Raw genomic sequence first — 18,298 nt, 5'->3', positions numbered from 1 at the left:
GAGCGGGACGCTTCATGTGACCCTTATACCCAAGCCCCCGTCGCTAGGCGTCGCCGAGCTCCGTAGGCCAGACCGTGTCTGCGGGAGGCCTGGCGTTGCCGCTCTTGATGTCCTGCGGGATGGAGCCGTCGGATTGCATGAGCTCGTTGAGGGTCACGAACTTGTATCCCCGCGCCTGGAGCGCCTCGATGATCTTGGGCAGCGCCTCCAGGTCCTGCTCGCGAGGACCGCCCCCGTCATGCATGAGGATGATGGATCCCGGCACCACCCCGGCCGTCGCCTTGGAGACGATCGCGTCAACGCCGGGTCGCCTCCAGTCCTCGGAATCCTGGGTCCAGTACACGGAGAGCGACAGAAGGCCGTTGGACCGCAGCCAGGTGGACTCCTTGAACTCTCCGTAGGGGGGTCTCAGGACCGTCGTCTCGACGCCCGTGGCGTTCTTGATGGCCTCAAATCCCTGACTCAGCTCGCCCTGCACGCCCGCGGCGTCGAGCTTCGTGAGCAAGGGATGCGTATGCGAGTGGCAGGCCACCTGATGCCCGTCGTCCACGACCGCCTTGGCGACGTTGGGCAAGCCTTGGACGTTCTGACCCAGCTCGAAGAAGGTGGCCTTGGCGTCGTACCTCTTGAGTATGTCAAGGTATGCCTGCGTGTATTGGGAGGGGCCGTCGTCAAACGTCAGGGCCACGAGCTTCTCGCCCCCGTCAGGCTTGGGGTAGTGCAGCTTGATGACGCAGTCCTTCTTCTCCTTCGTCGTGACCTGGGCCGTCTCGCCCGAGACCGAGCCGGTGCGGGTCTCGACCTCGCCGACCTGCCCCCACTGCGCGACGTAGGCCAGCGGGCCCTCGACGCCGTCCATCGTGAGCGCGGGCTGCTGCGTGGCGGTCTCGGCCGTGTACTGCTCGATCACGTCGTCGCCGTCTGTGACGGTCACCTCGTCGCCCTTGGCGACGCGGTAGGCGCCCGCCTGCTCGTCCGTGAGCTCGGTGCCGTTGACGGTGGCGTTGAGCGGACGTCCGCCGCCCTCCTCGAGGACGGTCCCGCCGACCGAGACAAAGTTGCCCGCCTTGACCGAGACGCCGTTGTCGGCCATGAGCGCGGAGAGGGTCGTGCCGGGTCGGGCCTCGACCTCTTGGTCGTTAAGCGTGAGCGAGACGGGGCGGGTGAGCCAGACGTAGGCCCCGCCCGCCGCGATGAGCGCCATGACGACCAGGGCCACGACGAGGGGGAGCTTGGAGCCTCCTCGTCCGGCCGCCCTGCGCGAGCCCTTCTCGGACGCCCCGTCGTAGCTTGACGCGGGGATGTAGTAGGCCTCCTGCGCGTCACGTCGGGGCGTGGCCCGGCCGTGCGTCCTGGTGGGGTGTGCGTGCGTCGACGGTGCCATGCCAGGTTTCCCTGCCTGCGCGGCACCCGAGAAATGCCGCGCGGTACCCCTCGGATGACGAGAGTCGCCTGTGTGTCCCTGCGTGTTGGCTGCCATCGACGCTCGATTCCGCCGCACCGTCATGGCTCGTCGCGTATGACCCTGCGCGTGACGGGCGGCTGTGCCAGAAAAGTAAACGTGGTTGAACCCTATCATGCGACCGCCTCTGACGCAAGGTGGCGACTCCGCAAAATGGCTCGCGGACACGGCCATGCCGGCCTTCAGGGTACGGCCGAGGCGGTACGGCCGAGGCGTGCCAGGTGAGTCGGACGAAGTCAGATGCACCGGATGAACAGGCCGCTTCTGAGCTTTGGCTCAAACCAGGTCGACTTGGGCGGCATGAGCAGCCCGGCGTCGGACACGACCATGAGCTCGTCGACCGAGGTGGGGTACAGCGAGAACGCCACGCCCTCGGGACCGGCCAGCTCCTCGAGGCGGCCGCTGCCCTCGATGCCGCCCACAAAGCGAATGCGCTCGCTGGTGCGGGGGTCGTCGATGCCCAGGAGGGGCGCGAGCACGCTCTCCTGGAGGACCTGCGCGTCAAGACGGGACACGGGGTCCGCCGGGTTGACGTCGGCCTGCGAGAGCTCAAGCTCATGCCAGGCGCCGTCAAGATACATGCCCACCCGTCCGTGCTCGCTGGGCACGGACGCGACGGGCGCGGACGTGCCGACGACGTGCCCGGCCTGGCGCATGAGGTCCATGAGCTGCCGGGGGGAGTGACCGTTGAGGCCAACGACCACGCGGTTGTAGGCGAGGACCTTGAGCTGGCTGGCGGGGAAGAGCACGGCGAGAAAGAGGTCGCTCGCCCGCTCGCCGTCGTCCGTCCGTGCCCGTCGCCTCTCGACGCCCACGCGCACCGCGCTTGCGGCGCGGTGATGACCGTCGGCCACGTAGGCATGCGGGACGGTGGCGAAGGTGGCCCTGAAGGCCTCGACGGCGGCAGGGCGCGCGACGCGCCACACCGTCTGCCGCACGCCCTGCCCATCCGTGAAGTCGTAGAGCGGCGTGGCGCAGCTGGCCGCCTTGACCAAGGCGTCCAGGGCGACGTTGTCGGGATAGGTGAGGAAGATGGGCCCCGTCTGGGCTCCCGTGGCGCGAATGTGCTTGACGCGGTCCTCCTCCTTGGCCGCCGTGGTGTTCTCGTGGCGGCGAATCGTGCCGTCTTGGTACTCGTCGACGGCGCAGGCGCAGACGACGCCGGTCTGGGCTCGCCCGCCCTGCTCAAGACGGTAGAGGTAGTAACAGGGCACCCTGTCGTCGAGCAGGGTGCCGTCCTGCGCCCGCGCCCGGAGGAGCTCGGCCGCCTTGGCATAGACCTCGGGCGCGTACATGTCCTGCTCGGGCGCAAAGTTGGTCTCGGGCCGGTCGATCCTGAGGAAGGACGTGGGGTGCGAGGTCACGTAGGATCGCGCCTGGGAGCGGTCGAACACGTCATAGGGAAGGCTCGCAAACGAGGCCGCCTTGCTCGGGGCGGGACGAAGGCAGCTGATGGGCTCTGCTCGCATGGGACGTCCTCCACATCTGTGACGATGACCGCACGTTGCCCGGGACGCCTCGCGGTGCCTGCCGGTACGTCAAGCATAGCTTCGAGCTATCATGGGAAAATGATAATTTCCCGTTTGGTCACGCGTGCGGGCCGCAGCGCCGGCCGCGCGGACGCGGGACCGCGAAGGGGGTTGGACCATGGCGGAGCGCACGGACGTGAGGGCGGATCTTGCCGCCCGCCGCGTCGTCGCCTTTGACTTTGACGGGACGCTGGCGGACACCAGGGCGGGCATCGTCGGGGTGGCCAGCACGGTCCTGCGCCGTCACGGCGTGGGCGATGACGAGCTGACGCGCGTGGGCGACATCGTGGGCCCTCCCTTCCCGCAGGCCTTTCAGCTCGTGTTCGGCCTCAGCGAGGAGGAGTCCGTCGAGGTCACCCGCGAGTATCGCGCGATCTATCACAACCTGGGGCCTGACGGCTGGCCTCTGTTTGCGGGGGTGCGAGAGCTGCTCGTCGCGCTCAAGGCCGACGGCAGGATCCTCACCACGGCCAGCTCGAAGCGAGTGGAGCTCCTGCGCGCGGGCCTCACCGACAACGGCGTGATCGACCTCTTTGATCTCGTTCTGGGCAAGACCTCCGACGAGGGGTTCTCAAAGGCCCAGGTTCTCGCCCGGGCCGTGGACGCGCTGGGCATGACGTCGAGCGACGTGGTCATGGTCGGCGACCGGCGCTTTGACGTGGAGGCGGCGCACGCGTGCTCGATCCCGTGCGTGGGCGTCGAGTACGGTGACACCGCTGCGCCCGGGGAGCTCGAAAGGGCGGGTGCCGTCGCCGTGGTGGGCTCGGTCGAGGCGCTGGGCCGGCTGCTCCTGGGAGGTCCGTGCTGACGCCGCCCGTGCGACGACGTCTGTCGCCGTCTGCGGCCGTCATCGCCCTCTCGGACTGAAGCCGTGGCAAATGGGGCATGAGAGCAGCATGTAGGGATGCCGCCCCAGCGGCAGAAACGGCGCATGAAAGGGGTCCGCATGGCAAACTTCGATGATGTGGGAGAGGGCGTCCGCAAGGTCTTCCTGGCCGGCGTCGGCGCGCTCGCCATGGGCGCGGAGCGTTCGCAGAAGATCGTGGAGGACCTCGTCAAGAAGGGCGAGCTGACGGTCGAGCAGGGCAAGGCCCTCAACGAGGAGCTCATGCGGAAGGTGCATGACGCCTCGCAGGACGGCTCGGACGCCCTCATGCGCGCCAAGCTCAAGAGCATGGGCGCCGAGGAGCGCGCCGCCTGGCTCGACAAGCTCCGCCAGATGTCTGACGAGCTGGACGCCCAGGACGTCGGCGCCGACCCTGAGGAGGCGTCGGACGAGCCCGAGGTCGAGGACCCGGACGACGACGACAGCGACTAGGGAGTCATCCATGTCTGACGTGCCGGCCGAGGCCGCCGAGGGGCGGTCGCGGTCGGACGCCGGCGCCCAAGGCGGCACGCATGACGAGACGATCGGGCTGCTTGGCGGCGGTCTCAAGGGGGCGGGTCGATACCGGATCTCACGGGCGAGCAAGCTTGCGCGCCTGTGGGAGATTCTGTCCATAGCCAGCCATTACGACCTGCTTCGCGGCCTGACGCCCCTCACCCTGCGCCAGCTGCTCGAGGAGCTGGGGCCAACCTTCGTCAAGGCCGGGCAGATACTCTCGATGCGCTCCGAGATCCTGCCGCAGAGCTTTTGCGAGGAGCTCGCCAAGCTGCGCACGAGCGTCGAGCCCATGGGGCGCGACCTTCTCCTTGATACGCTGCGCGCCGAGTACGACCAGCCCCTTGAGGACATCTTTGACGCCATTGACGACGTGCCCTTGGGCTCGGCGTCCGTGGCGCAGGTCCACAAGGCTCGTCTCGCCTCGGGAGAGCTCGTCGCCGTCAAGGTGCAGCGCCCGCACGTGCAGGAAATCATGGCACAGGACATCTCCATCATGCGCTCGCTTGCCGCCCGCGCCGCCCGCGTCATGGGCGAGGAGCAGTTTCTCGACCTGCAATCCGTGATGGACGAGCTCTGGCAGTCGTTCCTTGAGGAGACGGACTTTCAGGTGGAGGCGCGCAGTCTGGAGGAGTTCAGGCGCAACAACGCGGACTGCCGGTTCGTCGGCAGCCCCCGGCCCATCCCGCGCTATTGCACCGAGCACGTTGTGGTCATGGAGTACATGGAAGGCATTCCCATAGACGACGTGGACGCGCTCAGGGAGGCGGGCTACGACCTGCGCGAGGTCGGCACGAAGCTGGTGGACAACTACGCCCAGCAGATGCTCGACGACGGCTTCTTCCACGCCGACCCCCATCCCGGAAACCTCGTCGTCCAAAAGGGCAAGATCATCTACCTCGACCTGGGAATCATGGGACGCCTCTCGTCCCATGACCGGCTCGCCTTGCAGGAGATGGTCTTTGCCGTTGCAGGCCACGACGTCGCGCGGCTCAAGGAGGGTCTGCTGCGCTTCTCCGTCGGGGAGCTGGGAGACGTCGATCACCCCCACCTGCTGGCCGACCTCGACCACATCATGGACGAGTTTGGCACGGCCGATCTGTCCGAGCTCGATGTGGCCGCCTTCATCAACGCCCTCATCTCGATGGCACGCAAGGACGGCGTCGAGCTGCCGGGCTCGGTGATCATGCTGGGCAGGTCGCTCGTCACCCTCGAGGGCGTCGCGAACGCGCTCATTCCCGACGTCTCCATGGTCGAGATCATCCGCGACCACATTCGCGCCCATCGCGATCCCGTCTCCCAGACGCGCGACGACATCCGGGACTTCGCGCAGGACGCGCTCAAGGCGACGAGGAGTCTCGTGCGCGCCGTGCCGGAGGCCTCCGAGACCCTGCGCATGCTCACGCGCGGGCAGCTGCGCATGAACCTCGACCTTCCGGGGACCACCGACCCCATGAGCGACATCGCCCACGCGGCGGACCGCCTTACGATGGGCATCGTGATAGCCGGCCTCTTCATCGGCTCGTCGGTGATCTACTATGCCCGCATCAAGCCTGTCATCTTTGGGATTCCCATCATCGGGCTCATCGGCTACCTTGTCGCCCTCGCGCTGGGCCTCTGGATCGTGAGCCAGATCATCGCCGAGGACCGGCGTCGCCGCCGCTAGCGCCCCGCAGCTCTGGCTCCCGCGCCGGTCCTTGCGATCGGCGCCTCGTGCGACCGGACCTCTCGTCCGGCCTAGCCGACGACGCGATAGCCCACCGTGCCGACCCCGTCAAACCCTAGTGCCGCCGCGACGGCGGGCTGAAGGTCAATCTGGCGGTTGCCGGCATAGGGACCGCGGTCGTTGACCTCGGCGCGGACGGTCCTACCTCGATAGGTGATCTCGATGATCGTGCCCAGGGGCATCGTCTTCATGGCTACGGCCATGGAGGTGGGGGTCACGATGTCTCCCGAAGCCGTGACGCCGTACATGAGGCCGTCGCCCACGCCGTACATGGAGGCGAGCACGTACGTGTACGGCGTCTCGGCGTTCGAGCCCTGGCTCGACCCGGAGGATGAGCCCGTGCCCGCATTCGCGGGGCGCATCGGGGACGTCCCCGTTCCGCCGTCGGACGAGAGGCTGTCGTTGACGGCCGTGGTCGAGGGGTCGCTCACCGTTCCTGCCGCCCGCTGCGCCTCATAGGCGGCCTGCGCGCTGGCGGCATGCTCGACGGCCTTTCTCCGGGCCGCCTGGCTTGCCGACTCGGCCTCGTCATAGGCCTGCCTGGCGCTTGCTGCCTGTCTCTCGGCGTCGGTCTTCTGTGCCTCGAGCGTCGCCTTCGTGCGGTCGAGCTCGGCTTCGGAGTTCTTGAGCTCGGCGATGGCGTCCGTCTGATAGTTGGCGATGGTGTCGAGGTAGGTGACCTGCTCGATCAGCTCGCCCAGCGTGTCGGCGCTCAGTATGAGACTCACGAGGCCGGGGCCGTTCTCCTGCAGCCGGTACTGGGAGCGCATGGCGAGCGACGCCCGCTCGCGCTGCTGGGGGAGCGTCGCCTCGATTTGGTCGATGCGCGACTGATTCTCGGCGATCTGGTCGTTGAGGGCGTCGACGCGGTCCTGGGCTTGCTGGTAGGCGGCGCTTGCCGCGATCGCTCTGTTCTGGAGGTCTTCGAGGTCACCCTCCGCGAGGGCGGGGGAGGCTCCCATGGCAAGCAGGGCGAGCAGGAGTAAGGCGGCGAGGGCCGACGCGAGACGGGGTGTCCGATTGAGTGAGGGCATGCTCCTCCAGGGTGACGTGGATAGCTGTCATCCGGCGTCTGGCACGGCGTCCAAGGCGCACGATTGCTGTCTGATGGTACTGCCAAATGTGTACCTTCGACAAAAATCCTTAAGTGCTGCTTGAGAGTTTTGCCGGCGCGCGCCGCCGCTCGGATGGCCGGACGGCGGCTTGGCCACGTCAGACCGGCTAGTCGAGCATGCGAATGGAGCTGATCTTGGGCTGCCGGTCGGGCGCCACCGTCCCGTTGTTATCCGTGACGGGGGTGGTCTCGCAGATGTCGTCGATGACGTCCATGCCGTCGGTCACCCTCCCGAAGGCGGCATAGTTCCCGTCGAGCGAGCTGGCGTCCTGTTGGACGATGAAGAACTGGGAGCTTGCCGAGTCGTTCTCGCTCGAGCGCGCCATGCTGATGACTCCGCGCTCGTGCCGGATGGCGTTGACGACGCCGTTGGCGCCGAACTCTCCCATGATGGTTCGACCCGAGCCTCCGGTGCCGTCCCCCTTGGGATCGCCGCCCTGCGCCATGAAGCCCTTGATGATGCGATGGAACGTGAGACCGTCGTAAAAGCCTCGAGTGACCAGGTCGGCAAAGTTGCTGACCGTAATGGGGGCGTTGCTGGCGTTGAGCTCCAGCGTGAGGGTCCCGTGTCCCTCGACCTCCAGCGCGGCATGGTGAAGACCCGTGTCAAAGCCGTTGTCGAGCGCCTTGGTGAGGGTGCCGGAGAGCGTGTCGGAAGTGTCGTCCACGGTAGGCGCCGCAGCGGACGCAGAGCAGCCGGCAAGGGCCAGCGAGGCGGCCCCGGCAGCCGAAAGGACGAGGCTGCGACGCGTCATCGCGGGCGACGTGGGAAGGGCGTGCGTGCTCATGGGCATAAGACCTCGCTTTGCTGGAAGGGAAGGCGCCGGCCTGCCTGCGGGCGACGCCTGCGGCGCATGTCGATCACCTTGTACCATAGCTCATGCGGCCCGAGGCGAAGCTGACGCCAGCGCAGTCCCCGCGCCCGCCCGCGCGTCCGATTGCGCGCCTGAGTCTGCGGCGGAATGCCCTTCGCGACGCCAAAGGCTGCGAGCACGCGTCCCACGCGGGCTGCGTCACGGGCGTCGGACCCGGAGAACCGGGCGACCTCGATGCCATAGGCCGTGACGCGTGACTCGCGGAGTCGCTCCGCGCGGCGGACCTCCTCGGGGTCGGCACCGCCGGTCAGGCTGGGATCGAGGTACTTGTCGCGACCGTCGAGCTCGATGTCCACCAGCACGCCTGCGGCGTTTCTGACCACGAGGTCAAGGCGAAAGCTTCGGGAGGGGTCGATGGGATCCTTGATGACGAGCTGCGGCGTCGGGACGGGAAAGCCCAGCTTGACAATCGTCGCCCGCAAGGCGGACTCGCCACCGCTCTCGGAACGCCCGTCAGCGAAGGAGGCGGTCAGACGCGCCTGAGGGACGCCCTTGACGCCGTGCCCAAGGTCCTTGAGGAGGTTCTGAAGCTGACGTCGCGTCGTCCCCGTTCGACGCAGATACCCATCCGCCACGACGAGGCCCTCGGTGAAGTCGAGCGAGCAGAGGCAGTCGACGACGGTCTGGTCAAGCGACGTGACGCGCACGCCGTCATGGTTCGTGACCTGCGCATCGCTGCGCTGGTGCCACCTAATCGAGGATGCTGGCCCCTGCCTGCGACCGCCGGTGGAACGCAGGGCGTGAACCTGCCCCAGCAGCTGCCAGCTGACGGGCAGGTCCCATATGAGCGCGGCGGTTACATGGCAAAACGGGAGGTAGGGGTGCTGACGGGCGAGCGCTCGCACGATGCGGCGGCATCGTTGGGCGGGGTTCAGACGGTCCCAGAGCTCCGTCGGGCAGTAGAGGCCGCGCAGGGGAGACGTCATGCGATTCTGACGCACGAGTCGACACAGCCGCAAGCGATCGCGCTGGCTGTCTGCGACCAGGCACCGCTCCTCCTGCTCAGCCTCCTCGATCATGAGTCGCAGCTCGTTCGCTACGCGTTCGCTCATGGCGCCTCCTTGGGACTCGCCTGGTGACACCATACCTCCCGACAAACGTATGCATGGGCGTCGCTTAGCCAAAACACGACCGATATATCAAAAATTTGGAGCTTTGGGGGGATATTCTGATATAAGTGTCGTGTTTTGGCTAAGCGGACTCGCCGCGGCGCCGTGGTCTCGGCCCGACGCGGCAAGCCCATGAAGCAGTATTCATTTTATAGAATTATCATGGACATTATATGCATTAGCATCGCAGGTTCGGTGCGCCTCCCGTCACGCGACCGTCACGCGCCGCCGCCACCCGTCATTCGAGCTCGAACGCTCCGGTATAGAGCTGGTAGTAGGTGCCCCCCTGGGCGATGAGCTCATCGTGCGTGCCACGCTCTATGATGCGCCCGTGGTCAAGTACGATGATGACGTCGGAGTTGCGCACGGTCGAAAGTCGGTGAGCGATCACGAAGGTGGTGCGCCCTTGCATGAGGGCGTCCATGCCGCGTTGCACGATCTGCTCCGTGCGCGTGTCGATGGAACTCGTGGCCTCGTCCAAGATCATGACCGGCGGATTGGCCACGGCAGCTCGCGCAATGGACAGAAGCTGTCGCTGACCCTGGGAAAGCTGGGAGGCGTTATCGGTGAGAAGGGTCCGGTAGCCCTGGGGCAGGCGCTCGATGAAGCTATCCGCCCCCGCAAGACGGGCGGCCGCCTGGCATTCCTCGTCCGTCGCGTCGAGGCGGCCATAGCGGATGTTGTCCATGACCGTGCCCGTGAAGAGGTTCACGTCCTGCAGGACGATGCCCAGCGAGCGGCGCAGGTCGGCCTTCCTTATTTTGTTGATGTTGATGCCGTCGTAGCGAATCTTGCCGTCATCGATGTCGTAGAAGCGGTTGATGAGGTTGGTGATCGTCGTCTTGCCCGCGCCCGTCGCGCCAACGAAGGCGACCTTCTGCCCGGGCAGCGCGTAGAGCGATGTGTCGTGCAGCACGATGTGGTCCGGGCTGTAGCCAAAGTCAACGTGGTCAAGGACCACCTCCCCCTGAAGCGGGACGAGCGTGGTCGTGCCCTTTGCCCGATGCGGATGCCTCCAGGCCCAGCCCGTGCCGTCATGCACGCTTCCGTGCCCGTCGCCTTCGCGCCCGTCGTCCTCACGCACGAGCGTGACGTAGCCGTCGTCAGCCTCGACGTCACGGTCGAGCAGGGCAAAGATGCGCTCGGCGCCGGCCAGGCCCATGACCACGAAGTTGATCTGCTGCGACACCTGTCCGATGGAGCCTGCGAAGCGCTTGGTGAGGTTGAGGTAGGGAACGACGATGTCGATGGACAGCGTCATGCCGCTGAGGGAGGGGTTGGGAAGTCCCACCGCCAGGAACAGGCCGCCGCAGAGCGCCACGAGCACATAGGCGAGGTTGCCAAGGTTCATGAGAATGGGCCCCAGGCTGTTGCCGTAGATGTTGGCGTTCTTCGCCGCCTGGAACAGCTCCTCGTTGACGACGTCAAACCCCGCCTGCATGGCCGGCTCGTGCGAGAAGACCTTGATGACCTTCTGCCCGTTCATGGCCTCTTCGGCGAAGCCCTCGGCCTTGGCGAGCGAGACCTGCTGCGCCAGGAAGAAGCGCGCCGAGCGCCCGCCCATGAAGCGCACGAGCCACCCCATCACGGCCACAAAGACGAGCACCACGAGCGAAAGCGGCAGCGAAAACCATGCCATGACGGCCAGCGTCGACGCCATCTGCAGGAACATCGAGAGAAGGTTGGGGAGCGCCTGGCTGATGAGCTGGCGCAGCGTATCGACGTCGTTCGTGTAGTGCGACATGATGTCGCCGTGCTTGGTGGTGTCAAAGTAGCTGATCGGCAGCTTCTCCATGTGGTCAAACATCTGGTTGCGGACCTTCATGAGGGTGCCCTGGGTGACGACGGCGCCCAGCTGCGTCTGTATGGTGGTGCAGGAGAAGGCGACCACGTAGACGCCTATGAGCCTAAGGACGAGGGGGGCGATCTCCCGCTCTGCACCCGCCCAGTCGCCCGCCGCCCAGTACCTGGACACGATCTCGAGGGCCCTCTGCATGAAGACGGAGGGGAGCGACGTCAGGATTGCCGCGACGAGGATGCACGCGGCCATGGCGGTGACATGCACGGGAAAGTAGCCAAAGACGAGCCTGAGGGTGCGTCTCAGGGTGGCCATGGGCCTGCCGGCGCCCCGCCCGCGCTTGTCGCCGAGGTTGAGGTTGGCGCGCTCATCGGAGACGAACTGCCCCTCCGACTTGCCCTTGTTGGAGACGTTCTTACTCATGGGACCCTCCCTGTCCCTGACCAGGGTCCTCGACGCCCGCCATGGCGCCCATCTTGAGGTCATGGGACTGCTTGTTCTGCGAGGTGTAGGTCTCGCGGTAGATGTCGTTGGCGCGAAGCAGCTCCTCGTGGGTGCCGATGGCGTCGATGCGCCCGTCACGCATGACCACGATGCGGTCCGCGTCTTCCACGGAGCTCGTGCGCTGTGCGATGATGATCTTGGTCGTCTGGGGGACGAAGGTCATGAGACCCTGTCGGATGAGCTTGTCGGTCTTGGTGTCCACGGCGCTGGTCGAGTCGTCGAGGACGAGGACCTTGGGGCGCCTGAGCAGGGCGCGTGCTATGCAGAGGCGCTGCTTCTGCCCGCCGGAGACATTGGTGCCCCCCTGCTCGACGTACGTGTCGTACTTCTTGGGCATGCGCTGGACGAACTCGTCGGCCTGAGCGAGCCTGGCGGCCTCGATGAGCTCCTCGTCCGTGGCGTCGGGGTCGCCCCAGAGCAGGTTCTCCCGGATGGTGCCCGAGAAGAGCACGTTGCGCTGAAGCACGACGGCAACCTCGCCCCGCAGGGTGTCCAGGTCGTACTCGCGCACGTCGCGCCCGCCCACCTTGACGGTGCCGTCGCTGACGTCATAGAGCCGACTGATGAGCTGGATGAGCGTCGACTTTGACGAGCCGGTGCCGCCTATGATGCCGATGACCTCGCCGCTTCGTATGTGGAGGTCGATGTCGTCCAGGGCCGGTCGCTCCGCGTCCCTGTCATAGGCAAAGCTCACGTGGTCAAAGTCCACCGAGCCGTCAAGCACGGTGTAGCGGGGGTGGTCTGGGTTTTTGATGTCCGGCGTCTCGACCAGCACCTCGCAGATGCGCCTGGAGCTCTCCTCCGACATGGTGACCATCACGAAGATCATGGAGAGCATCATGAGGCTTATGAGCATGGAGAAGCCGTAGGTGATGAGCGCGGACATCTGCCCCACCTGCATGGCCCTGCCGGCGGAGGACACGATCGCCATCGACCCGAAATAGATGACGAACGTGTAGATGACGTCGATGGCGAGGGTCATCATCGGGGCGTTCAAGGCGAAGATGCGCTCGATGTGCAAAAAGTCGTGACGCAGGTCCAGGGAGGTCTGCCGAAAGCGCTTGCACTCGTAGTCCTCGCGCACGAACGACTTGACAACGCGGATGCCGCTGACGTTCTCCTCGACAAAGTCGTTGAGCGCGTCGTACTTCTTGAAGACTCGGCGAAACAGGGGCATGACCTTGAGAGCGACGCCAAAGACGCCCACCCCCAGCAGCAAAGACACGATGACGTAGATGATCGCCATGGCACCTCCCGTGAGAAAGGCCATGACGATGGCGAAGACGATCAGCATGGGCGCACGAATGGCGGTGCGGATGATCATCATGTAGGCGAGCTGCACGTTGTTGGTGTCGGTGGTGAGGCGCGTCACCAAGGAGCTCGTGGAGAAGCGGTCGATGTTCGAGAACGAGAAGCCCTGGATGGCCCTGAACAGGTCGCTGCGGAGGTTGCGGGCAAAGCCCGTCGCGGCGATCGAGCAGGTGACGCCCGCCCCGGCGCCGCAGGCGAGCGAAATGACGGCGAGGGCGACGAGGATGAGGCTGTAGCGCGCGATGACCTCCATGCCAGCGCCCGCCTGGAGCTGGTCGATGAGCTGGGCCGTGATGAACGGAATGACGCACTCGATCGCGACCTCGCCCACGACCAGCACGGGCGTGAGCAGCGTCGGGCGCATGAACTCCCTGACGCTCGCCCCCAGCGTCGAGAAGATCTGCCCGTAGCTCAGCGACGCCCCGTCGGGGCCCGCGACGACCGTCCCGTCGGCTCGGACGTCGTTCTGGCCGCGACGCGCGCTCATCGTGCGACCTCGCGCGCGCCCTGCGCGCGCCTCGGCCTGTCGGCGACCTGGGGCGCGGTGCCCCTCCAGTCGCGGGAGACGCGTTCGAGCATCGAGACGAACGCCTCCTTCTCGTCGTCGGCAAGGGCGGCGAGGCAGCGACTCTCGAACAGGCGGCGACCCTCGGTGACCGTCGTCGCGCTCTGCGCGCCGGCATCAGTCAGCTCGATGACGAGCTGTCGGCGGTCCCGCTCAGAGCGCGTGCGGCTGATGAGCCCCTCGGCCTCGAGCTTGCTGAGGACCTCCGAGAGGGCGGCGGCGCTGATGGGGAAGAGCTCCTGCAGCTCGCGCTGGGTGAGGCGGCCGCCGTGGGTGAGCAGCTTGGCGAGGATGCGCTGCTTGCCGCATCTGCCGCCGGCGTGGACGTGCAGGTAGTGCCCAAAGTATCCTAGGCAGTGCAGCGCGCGCTGCTCGAGCGTGGGGACCAGGGGCTCGCGGTCACGTGCGGTCGTCGATGACGGTTCGTTGCTCAATGGCGCGCTTCCTTCCTGCGAGTCGTGCGCCGCTCGTCGTGTCGTCGCGCACGGGGTGCGTGCCGGTCATTCGGCCGGTCGCTCGGACATGCGGCGCGAAAGCAGCCTACGGTCGAACGCGTCAATTGTCAAGGTACCTAATGACCTGTTTCGTACAGCACCGTACTTTTTTCACAGAAGGTTCTCGCGGGAGGCCCTCGCGAGCCTTGCGGTCCGTCTTCGTGGCATGGCCGCCAGCGCGACCCCGGCATGCCGACTCTGGTATAACGATAGGACGATAAAGATGTCATCCAGGACGAGGGAGTGGTCACGTGACGGGACGGGGAGAGGGCGGGACATCCGCGGGAGCGGCGCGAGCGTGCGGTGCGCCTCGTCGCGACGCTGATGGGCAGGGCGCTGCCGCAAGGTCGCTCGGTCTTAGGGGCGGCCTCGTCGTGGGCGTGACGCTCTTCTCGATGTTCTTTGGGGCGGGCAACCTCATCCTCGCGCCGCTCCTGGGCGTTCAGGCCGCCTCCCAGACTCCGCTGGCGACGCTGGGCTTCCTGATTTCCGCCGTGGGACTGCCTGTCCTCACCATCGCCGCGATCGCGCTCTCGGGCACGGTCCGCGACCTCGTCGATCGCATCAACCCGATCTTCTCAGAGGTCTTTGCCGCCGCGGTCTACCTTGCCATCGGCCCCTTCCTGGCCATCCCGCGCACGGCGACGACCTCCTTCGAGATGGTGCGCCCCCTGCTGGGCGACGCCGGGAACGCCCCGCTGGCGCTCACCGCCTTCTCGGTGGCGTTCTTCGCGCTCGCGTTCGCGCTCGCCCTCAGGCCCAGCCGCCTGACCGAGCTCATGGGCAGACTGTCCGGCCCCTCCCTCGTGGCGCTCATCGTGCTGTTGGTGGGCGCCTGCGTCGTGTCCCCTCCCGGCACGGTCGCCCCCGCGGTGGGGAAGGGCTATGTCGCCAACGCCGGCGTCGCGGGCTTCGTCTGCGGCTACCAGACGATGGACGTGCTCGCCTCGCTGGCGTTTGGGCTGGTCATCGCTCTTAACGTGCGCGAGCTTGGGTTGAGCGATCCCACGGACGTGGCGCGCCAGGTCATCCGTTCCGGCGCCGTGGCGGGCGTCATCCTCGCGCTCATCTACTGCGGTCTTTCCTACCTGGGATTTTCCATGGGCTCGGTCATGCCCGACGCGGCCAACGGCGCCGCCGTCATCGCCGCCGCGGCGGCGATCGAGTTTGGGGGCGTCGGCTCCGTGCTCGTCGCCGTCATCTTCGCGCTGGCCTGCCTTAACGTTTGCATCGGCCTCATCTGCTCCATCGGCGCGTACTTTGCCGAGCGCTACGACAGGCTGAGCTATCGGCAGTGGGCGGTCGCGATCACGCTCGTCTCGCTCGGGCTGTCCAACTTTGGCCTCACGACCATCCTGGGATACTCGGTGCCCCTTCTGTCCGCCCTCTATCCGGTCGCGATCTGCATCGCGGTCATGGGGCTCGTCCAGCGCGATGGCGGCAACGCCTGGGCGTGGCGTCTTGCCGTGGGCCTGTGCGCCATCGATTCCGTCGCCGTGGCGCTCAGGGACGGCTTTGCGCACGAGCTCGAGCTTCCTCTGCTTGACCAGCTGCCCCTGGCCGACCTCTCGATGGGGTGGGTCCTGCCTGCCGTGACGGGCTTCGCCCTCGGTCTCGTGGTTGAGCGCGTCGTGACGTCGAGGGCCGCCGCCGCGCGCTGAGCTTGTGGCACATCACGCGGGTCCGAGCCGCTTTCGGGCCTGGGTCGACGTCCGGGCGGAGGCGCGCCGCCGGCCCCGCCAGGGCATGACGGGCGCGGCGTTTGGGGATACTTGCCTCAAGCCGTGACCGCGGACCTGCCGTGGTCGGCACGTTGACGGACGCGCATGCGTCCCAGAAAGGAGTCCTTCTCATGGGCTTTTCTAACATCACTGTTGCCGGCGGGGGAATCCTGGGGAGTCAGATTGCCTTCCAGAGCGCCTATCAGGGCTTCAATGTCACCATCTGGCTGCGCTCCGAAGCCTCCGTCGGTCGCGCTCGGCCCAAGATCGACCGTCTGCGCACCATCTACCTCGACACCCTCGAGGCCATGAAGACCGATCCCGCCGCCTATGCCTACGGGCTCCTCGCCAAGGAGGATGTGACGCCCGAGGCCTGCGACGCCGCCAAGGAGCGCGTCGAGGCCGCCTACGCCAACCTGAGGCTCACGACCAGCTGGGACGAGGCCTTTGGCGACGCCGATCTCGTCATCGAGGCCGTGGCAGAGGACCCAAAGGCCAAGACTGACTTCTATACGGAGCTTGCGCGCCACCTGCCTCAGAAGACGGTCGTCGTCACCAACTCGTCCACGCTCCTGCCCAGCAGCTTCGCCGCCGCCACGGGCAGGCCCGAGAAGTTCCTCGCCCTGCACTTTGCCAACGAGATCTGGCGCAACCCCACCGGCGAGGTCATGGCGCATGCAGGCACCGACAAGGCGCACTTTGAGGAGGTCGTCGAGTTTACCGCGGCCATCCGCATGATTCCCCTGCGCGTGCTCAAGGAGCAGCCGGGCTATCTGCTTAACTCCATGCTCGTCCCCCTCCTAAGCGCCGCGCAGTACCTATGGGCCAACGGGGTGGGCAGCGTCGAGGACATCGATCGCGCCTGGACCCTCGGCACGGGCGCGCCCGCCGGCCCCTTCCGCATCCTTGACGTCGTCGGCCTCGTGACGGCCTACAACATCGCCTCCATGAACCCCAAGGCCAAAGACCCCTCCACAGTGGAGCATCGCATCGTGAAGCTGCTCAAGGAGAAGATTGACGCCGGCGAGACGGGCGTCAACGCGGGCAAGGGCTTCTACGAGTATCACGCCTGACGGCTTCGGGCGGATGCGCACCACTTCCCAGCCCGCCCTCGGCGTCGCGCCCGACCCCTCGTCAACGGGGCCGGGCGCTGTGCCGTCCTCGTCGCGGGCGTCTTCTGGCGATGGCGTGACGGTCGGTCTCGCCGGCGTCGCTCGACGGGCCTCTGGCGTACGATGGGCGCGTCATGGCGGGCAGGACGTCTATGGGCGGGGTCTTCGGCCCCGTTTTCGTGCAGGAGGACGACATGGCTGACCTCAGGCTTGAGGACGTGCTTGGCCCCATCATGGTGGGACCCTCGTCCTCGCATACCGCCGGTGCGCTGCGCATTGCATCCATGGCGCGACAGCTTCTTGACAGTGCCCCTCGCAGCGCGAGCTTCACGCTCTTTGGCTCCTTCGCGCGTACGTATCGCGGGCACGGCACGGACCGCGCCCTCGTGGCGGGCCTCTTGGGGCTGGCCCCCGACGACATGCGCATCAGGGACTCCTTCGTCCTGGCCCGCACGGCCGGCCTGGACGTGTCGTTCCGTCTTGACCTCGAGACCAAGGTGGACCATCCCAACACCGTCGACGTGAGCATGACGGACGCCTTGGGCCAGACGGTCGTGGCGCGCGGTGAGTCCGTCGGGGGCGGCCAGGCGCGCCTGACGAGGATAGATGGCAATCGCGTCGAGATTGCCGGGGACCACAACTCGTTCATCGTCTTTCAGCATGACGTCCCCGGCGTGCTCGGCTTCATCACGGGCGTGCTGGGTCGAGAGGGCATCAACATCGGCTCCGTCAACCTCTGCCGCTCGCGCAGGGGCGGCGAGGCGTTTAACGTGCTTGAGGTTGACGAGGACGTATCGGAGGCGGTCAAGGACGAGATCATCGCCCATCCCGAGGTGCGCCGCATCATCTTCATGGCGGCGCAGGGCGCGCCTGCCGCCCTGTCGGACGCTTCCGAGTCCCTGGACGCGGGCGAGGCCGAGCGCCTCTACCCCAGCGTGGACGTTCCCGACGCGGCGTCTCTGCTCGCCCTCGCCCGCGAGCGCGACCTGGGGCTGGGGGAGGCCTTCCTCTATAGGGAGGAGATCCTCCAGGCCCTGCGCGGCGGCTCGCGCGGCGCGGTCGTGCGCTACCTCGACAGAGTCATGAGCGTCATGGCTCGCTCCGCCGGCGCGGCCCTGGAAGGTGAGGTCAGCTCCATGGGAGGCCTCATCGGTGGCGAGGCACGTGCCGTCACCTTCGCGCTCGGCCGCGGGTCGGCGCTGGGGGCGGTGTTCGACAACGTCCCCTCCCGCGCCGCCGCGTATGCCATGGCCGCGCTCGAGACAAACGCTTCCATGGGGCGCATCGTCGCCGCCCCCACGGCCGGCTCCTGCGGCGTCCTTCCGGGCGTGCTCATGGCCCTGGACGAGAGTCTGGAGCTCGGCGCTTCGGCCCTGCGCGACGCCCTTGCGTGCGCCGCCGCCGTGGGCTATGTGGTCTCGCGCAACGCGACGGTCTCCGGTGCCGAGGGTGGCTGTCAGGCGGAGATGGGGACGGCGAGCGCCATGGCCGCCGCCGCGGCGACCCAACTGCTGGGAGGGGACCCCGAGAGCTGTCTCACGGCCGCGTCCATCGCCCTCACCACCATGCTCGGGCTCGTCTGCGACCCCGTGGGGGG

Annotated in this window: 14 protein-coding genes; 6 read left to right on the top strand and 8 right to left on the bottom strand. The window is 67.0% G+C overall.

The features are described 5' to 3' along the window. Positions 1-43: 43 nt before the first annotated feature. The gene (locus HMPREF2826_RS08235; RefSeq protein ID WP_168163997.1) at positions 44-1,384 is read right to left on the bottom strand and encodes a polysaccharide deacetylase family protein; all 1,341 of its coding nucleotides are present in this window, start codon (positions 1,382-1,384) and stop codon (positions 44-46) included. A gap of 314 nt (positions 1,385-1,698) precedes the next feature. Continuing rightward, positions 1,699-2,931: a DUF1015 domain-containing protein gene (locus HMPREF2826_RS08230; RefSeq protein ID WP_070640858.1), complete on the bottom strand. Its 1,233-nt coding sequence runs from the start codon at positions 2,929-2,931 to the stop codon at positions 1,699-1,701. 178 nt (positions 2,932-3,109) lie between these two features. On the opposite strand from HMPREF2826_RS08230, the gene HMPREF2826_RS08225 reads away from it, so the two are divergent. The 3 genes from HMPREF2826_RS08225 (at position 3,110) to HMPREF2826_RS08215 (ending at position 6,038) form a co-directional block, all read left to right on the top strand. Continuing rightward, the gene (locus HMPREF2826_RS08225; RefSeq protein WP_070640857.1) at positions 3,110-3,799 is read left to right on the top strand and encodes an HAD family hydrolase; all 690 of its coding nucleotides are present in this window, start codon (positions 3,110-3,112) and stop codon (positions 3,797-3,799) included. A 138-nt stretch (positions 3,800-3,937) separates the two neighbouring features. Further along, a complete protein-coding gene (locus tag HMPREF2826_RS08220) occupies positions 3,938-4,309 on the top strand; it encodes a phasin family protein (protein ID WP_070640855.1) in 372 nt (123 codons plus the stop codon). 10 nt (positions 4,310-4,319) lie between these two features. After that, complete coding sequence (locus tag HMPREF2826_RS08215) at positions 4,320-6,038, top strand: ABC1 kinase family protein (protein WP_070640853.1); 1,719 nt, start codon at positions 4,320-4,322, stop codon at positions 6,036-6,038. A 71-nt stretch (positions 6,039-6,109) separates the two neighbouring features. On the opposite strand, the gene HMPREF2826_RS08210 is transcribed toward HMPREF2826_RS08215, so the two are convergent. The 6 genes from HMPREF2826_RS08210 to HMPREF2826_RS08185 form a co-directional block, all read right to left on the bottom strand. Continuing rightward, positions 6,110-7,132, bottom strand: coding sequence for an RlpA-like double-psi beta-barrel domain-containing protein (locus HMPREF2826_RS08210; RefSeq protein ID WP_070640851.1), 1,023 nt, complete (start codon positions 7,130-7,132; stop codon positions 6,110-6,112). A gap of 187 nt (positions 7,133-7,319) precedes the next feature. Beyond that, positions 7,320-8,006, bottom strand: coding sequence for a peptidylprolyl isomerase (locus tag HMPREF2826_RS08205; protein ID WP_305778305.1), 687 nt, complete (start codon positions 8,004-8,006; stop codon positions 7,320-7,322). Further along, entirely contained in the window at positions 7,997-9,139 is a 1,143-nt protein-coding gene (locus tag HMPREF2826_RS08200; protein WP_070640849.1) for a hypothetical protein, read from the bottom strand. Before HMPREF2826_RS08200 ends, HMPREF2826_RS08205 begins: the two co-directional genes overlap by 10 nt. A gap of 295 nt (positions 9,140-9,434) precedes the next feature. Continuing rightward, positions 9,435-11,309, bottom strand: a complete 1,875-nt coding sequence (locus HMPREF2826_RS08195) for an ABC transporter ATP-binding protein (protein ID WP_070641294.1) — start codon at positions 11,307-11,309, stop codon at positions 9,435-9,437. 100 nt (positions 11,310-11,409) lie between these two features. Then, positions 11,410-13,296 carry an ABC transporter ATP-binding protein gene (locus tag HMPREF2826_RS08190; protein ID WP_070640847.1) on the bottom strand — a complete coding sequence of 629 codons (1,887 nt, stop codon included), beginning with the start codon at positions 13,294-13,296 and terminating at the stop codon, positions 11,410-11,412. Next, positions 13,293-13,808: a MarR family winged helix-turn-helix transcriptional regulator gene (locus HMPREF2826_RS08185; RefSeq protein ID WP_070640846.1), complete on the bottom strand. Its 516-nt coding sequence runs from the start codon at positions 13,806-13,808 to the stop codon at positions 13,293-13,295. Before HMPREF2826_RS08185 ends, HMPREF2826_RS08190 begins: the two co-directional genes overlap by 4 nt. A gap of 434 nt (positions 13,809-14,242) precedes the next feature. Here HMPREF2826_RS08185 and brnQ point away from each other — a divergent pair, with 434 nt between their 5' ends. The 3 genes from brnQ to sdaAB all read left to right on the top strand — a co-directional run. Then, positions 14,243-15,529 (top strand): branched-chain amino acid transport system II carrier protein, encoded by a 1,287-nt coding sequence (gene brnQ, locus HMPREF2826_RS08180; RefSeq protein WP_246824722.1) that lies wholly within the window; start codon positions 14,243-14,245, stop codon positions 15,527-15,529. Between the two features lie 191 nt (positions 15,530-15,720). Next, positions 15,721-16,662, top strand: coding sequence for a 3-hydroxyacyl-CoA dehydrogenase (locus HMPREF2826_RS08175; protein WP_070640845.1), 942 nt, complete (start codon positions 15,721-15,723; stop codon positions 16,660-16,662). Between the two features lie 233 nt (positions 16,663-16,895). Continuing rightward, a partial coding sequence (gene sdaAB, locus HMPREF2826_RS08170; protein WP_168163996.1) for an L-serine ammonia-lyase, iron-sulfur-dependent subunit beta occupies positions 16,896-18,298 on the top strand: 1,403 nt, incomplete at its 3' end.

This window comes from Olsenella sp. HMSC062G07, from assembly GCF_001811895.1.
Classification (GTDB): domain Bacteria; phylum Actinomycetota; class Coriobacteriia; order Coriobacteriales; family Atopobiaceae; genus Olsenella_F; species Olsenella_F massiliensis.
The sequence above is the reverse complement of the archived record's forward strand: the minus strand, read 5'-3'. Positions and strand labels throughout refer to the sequence as shown.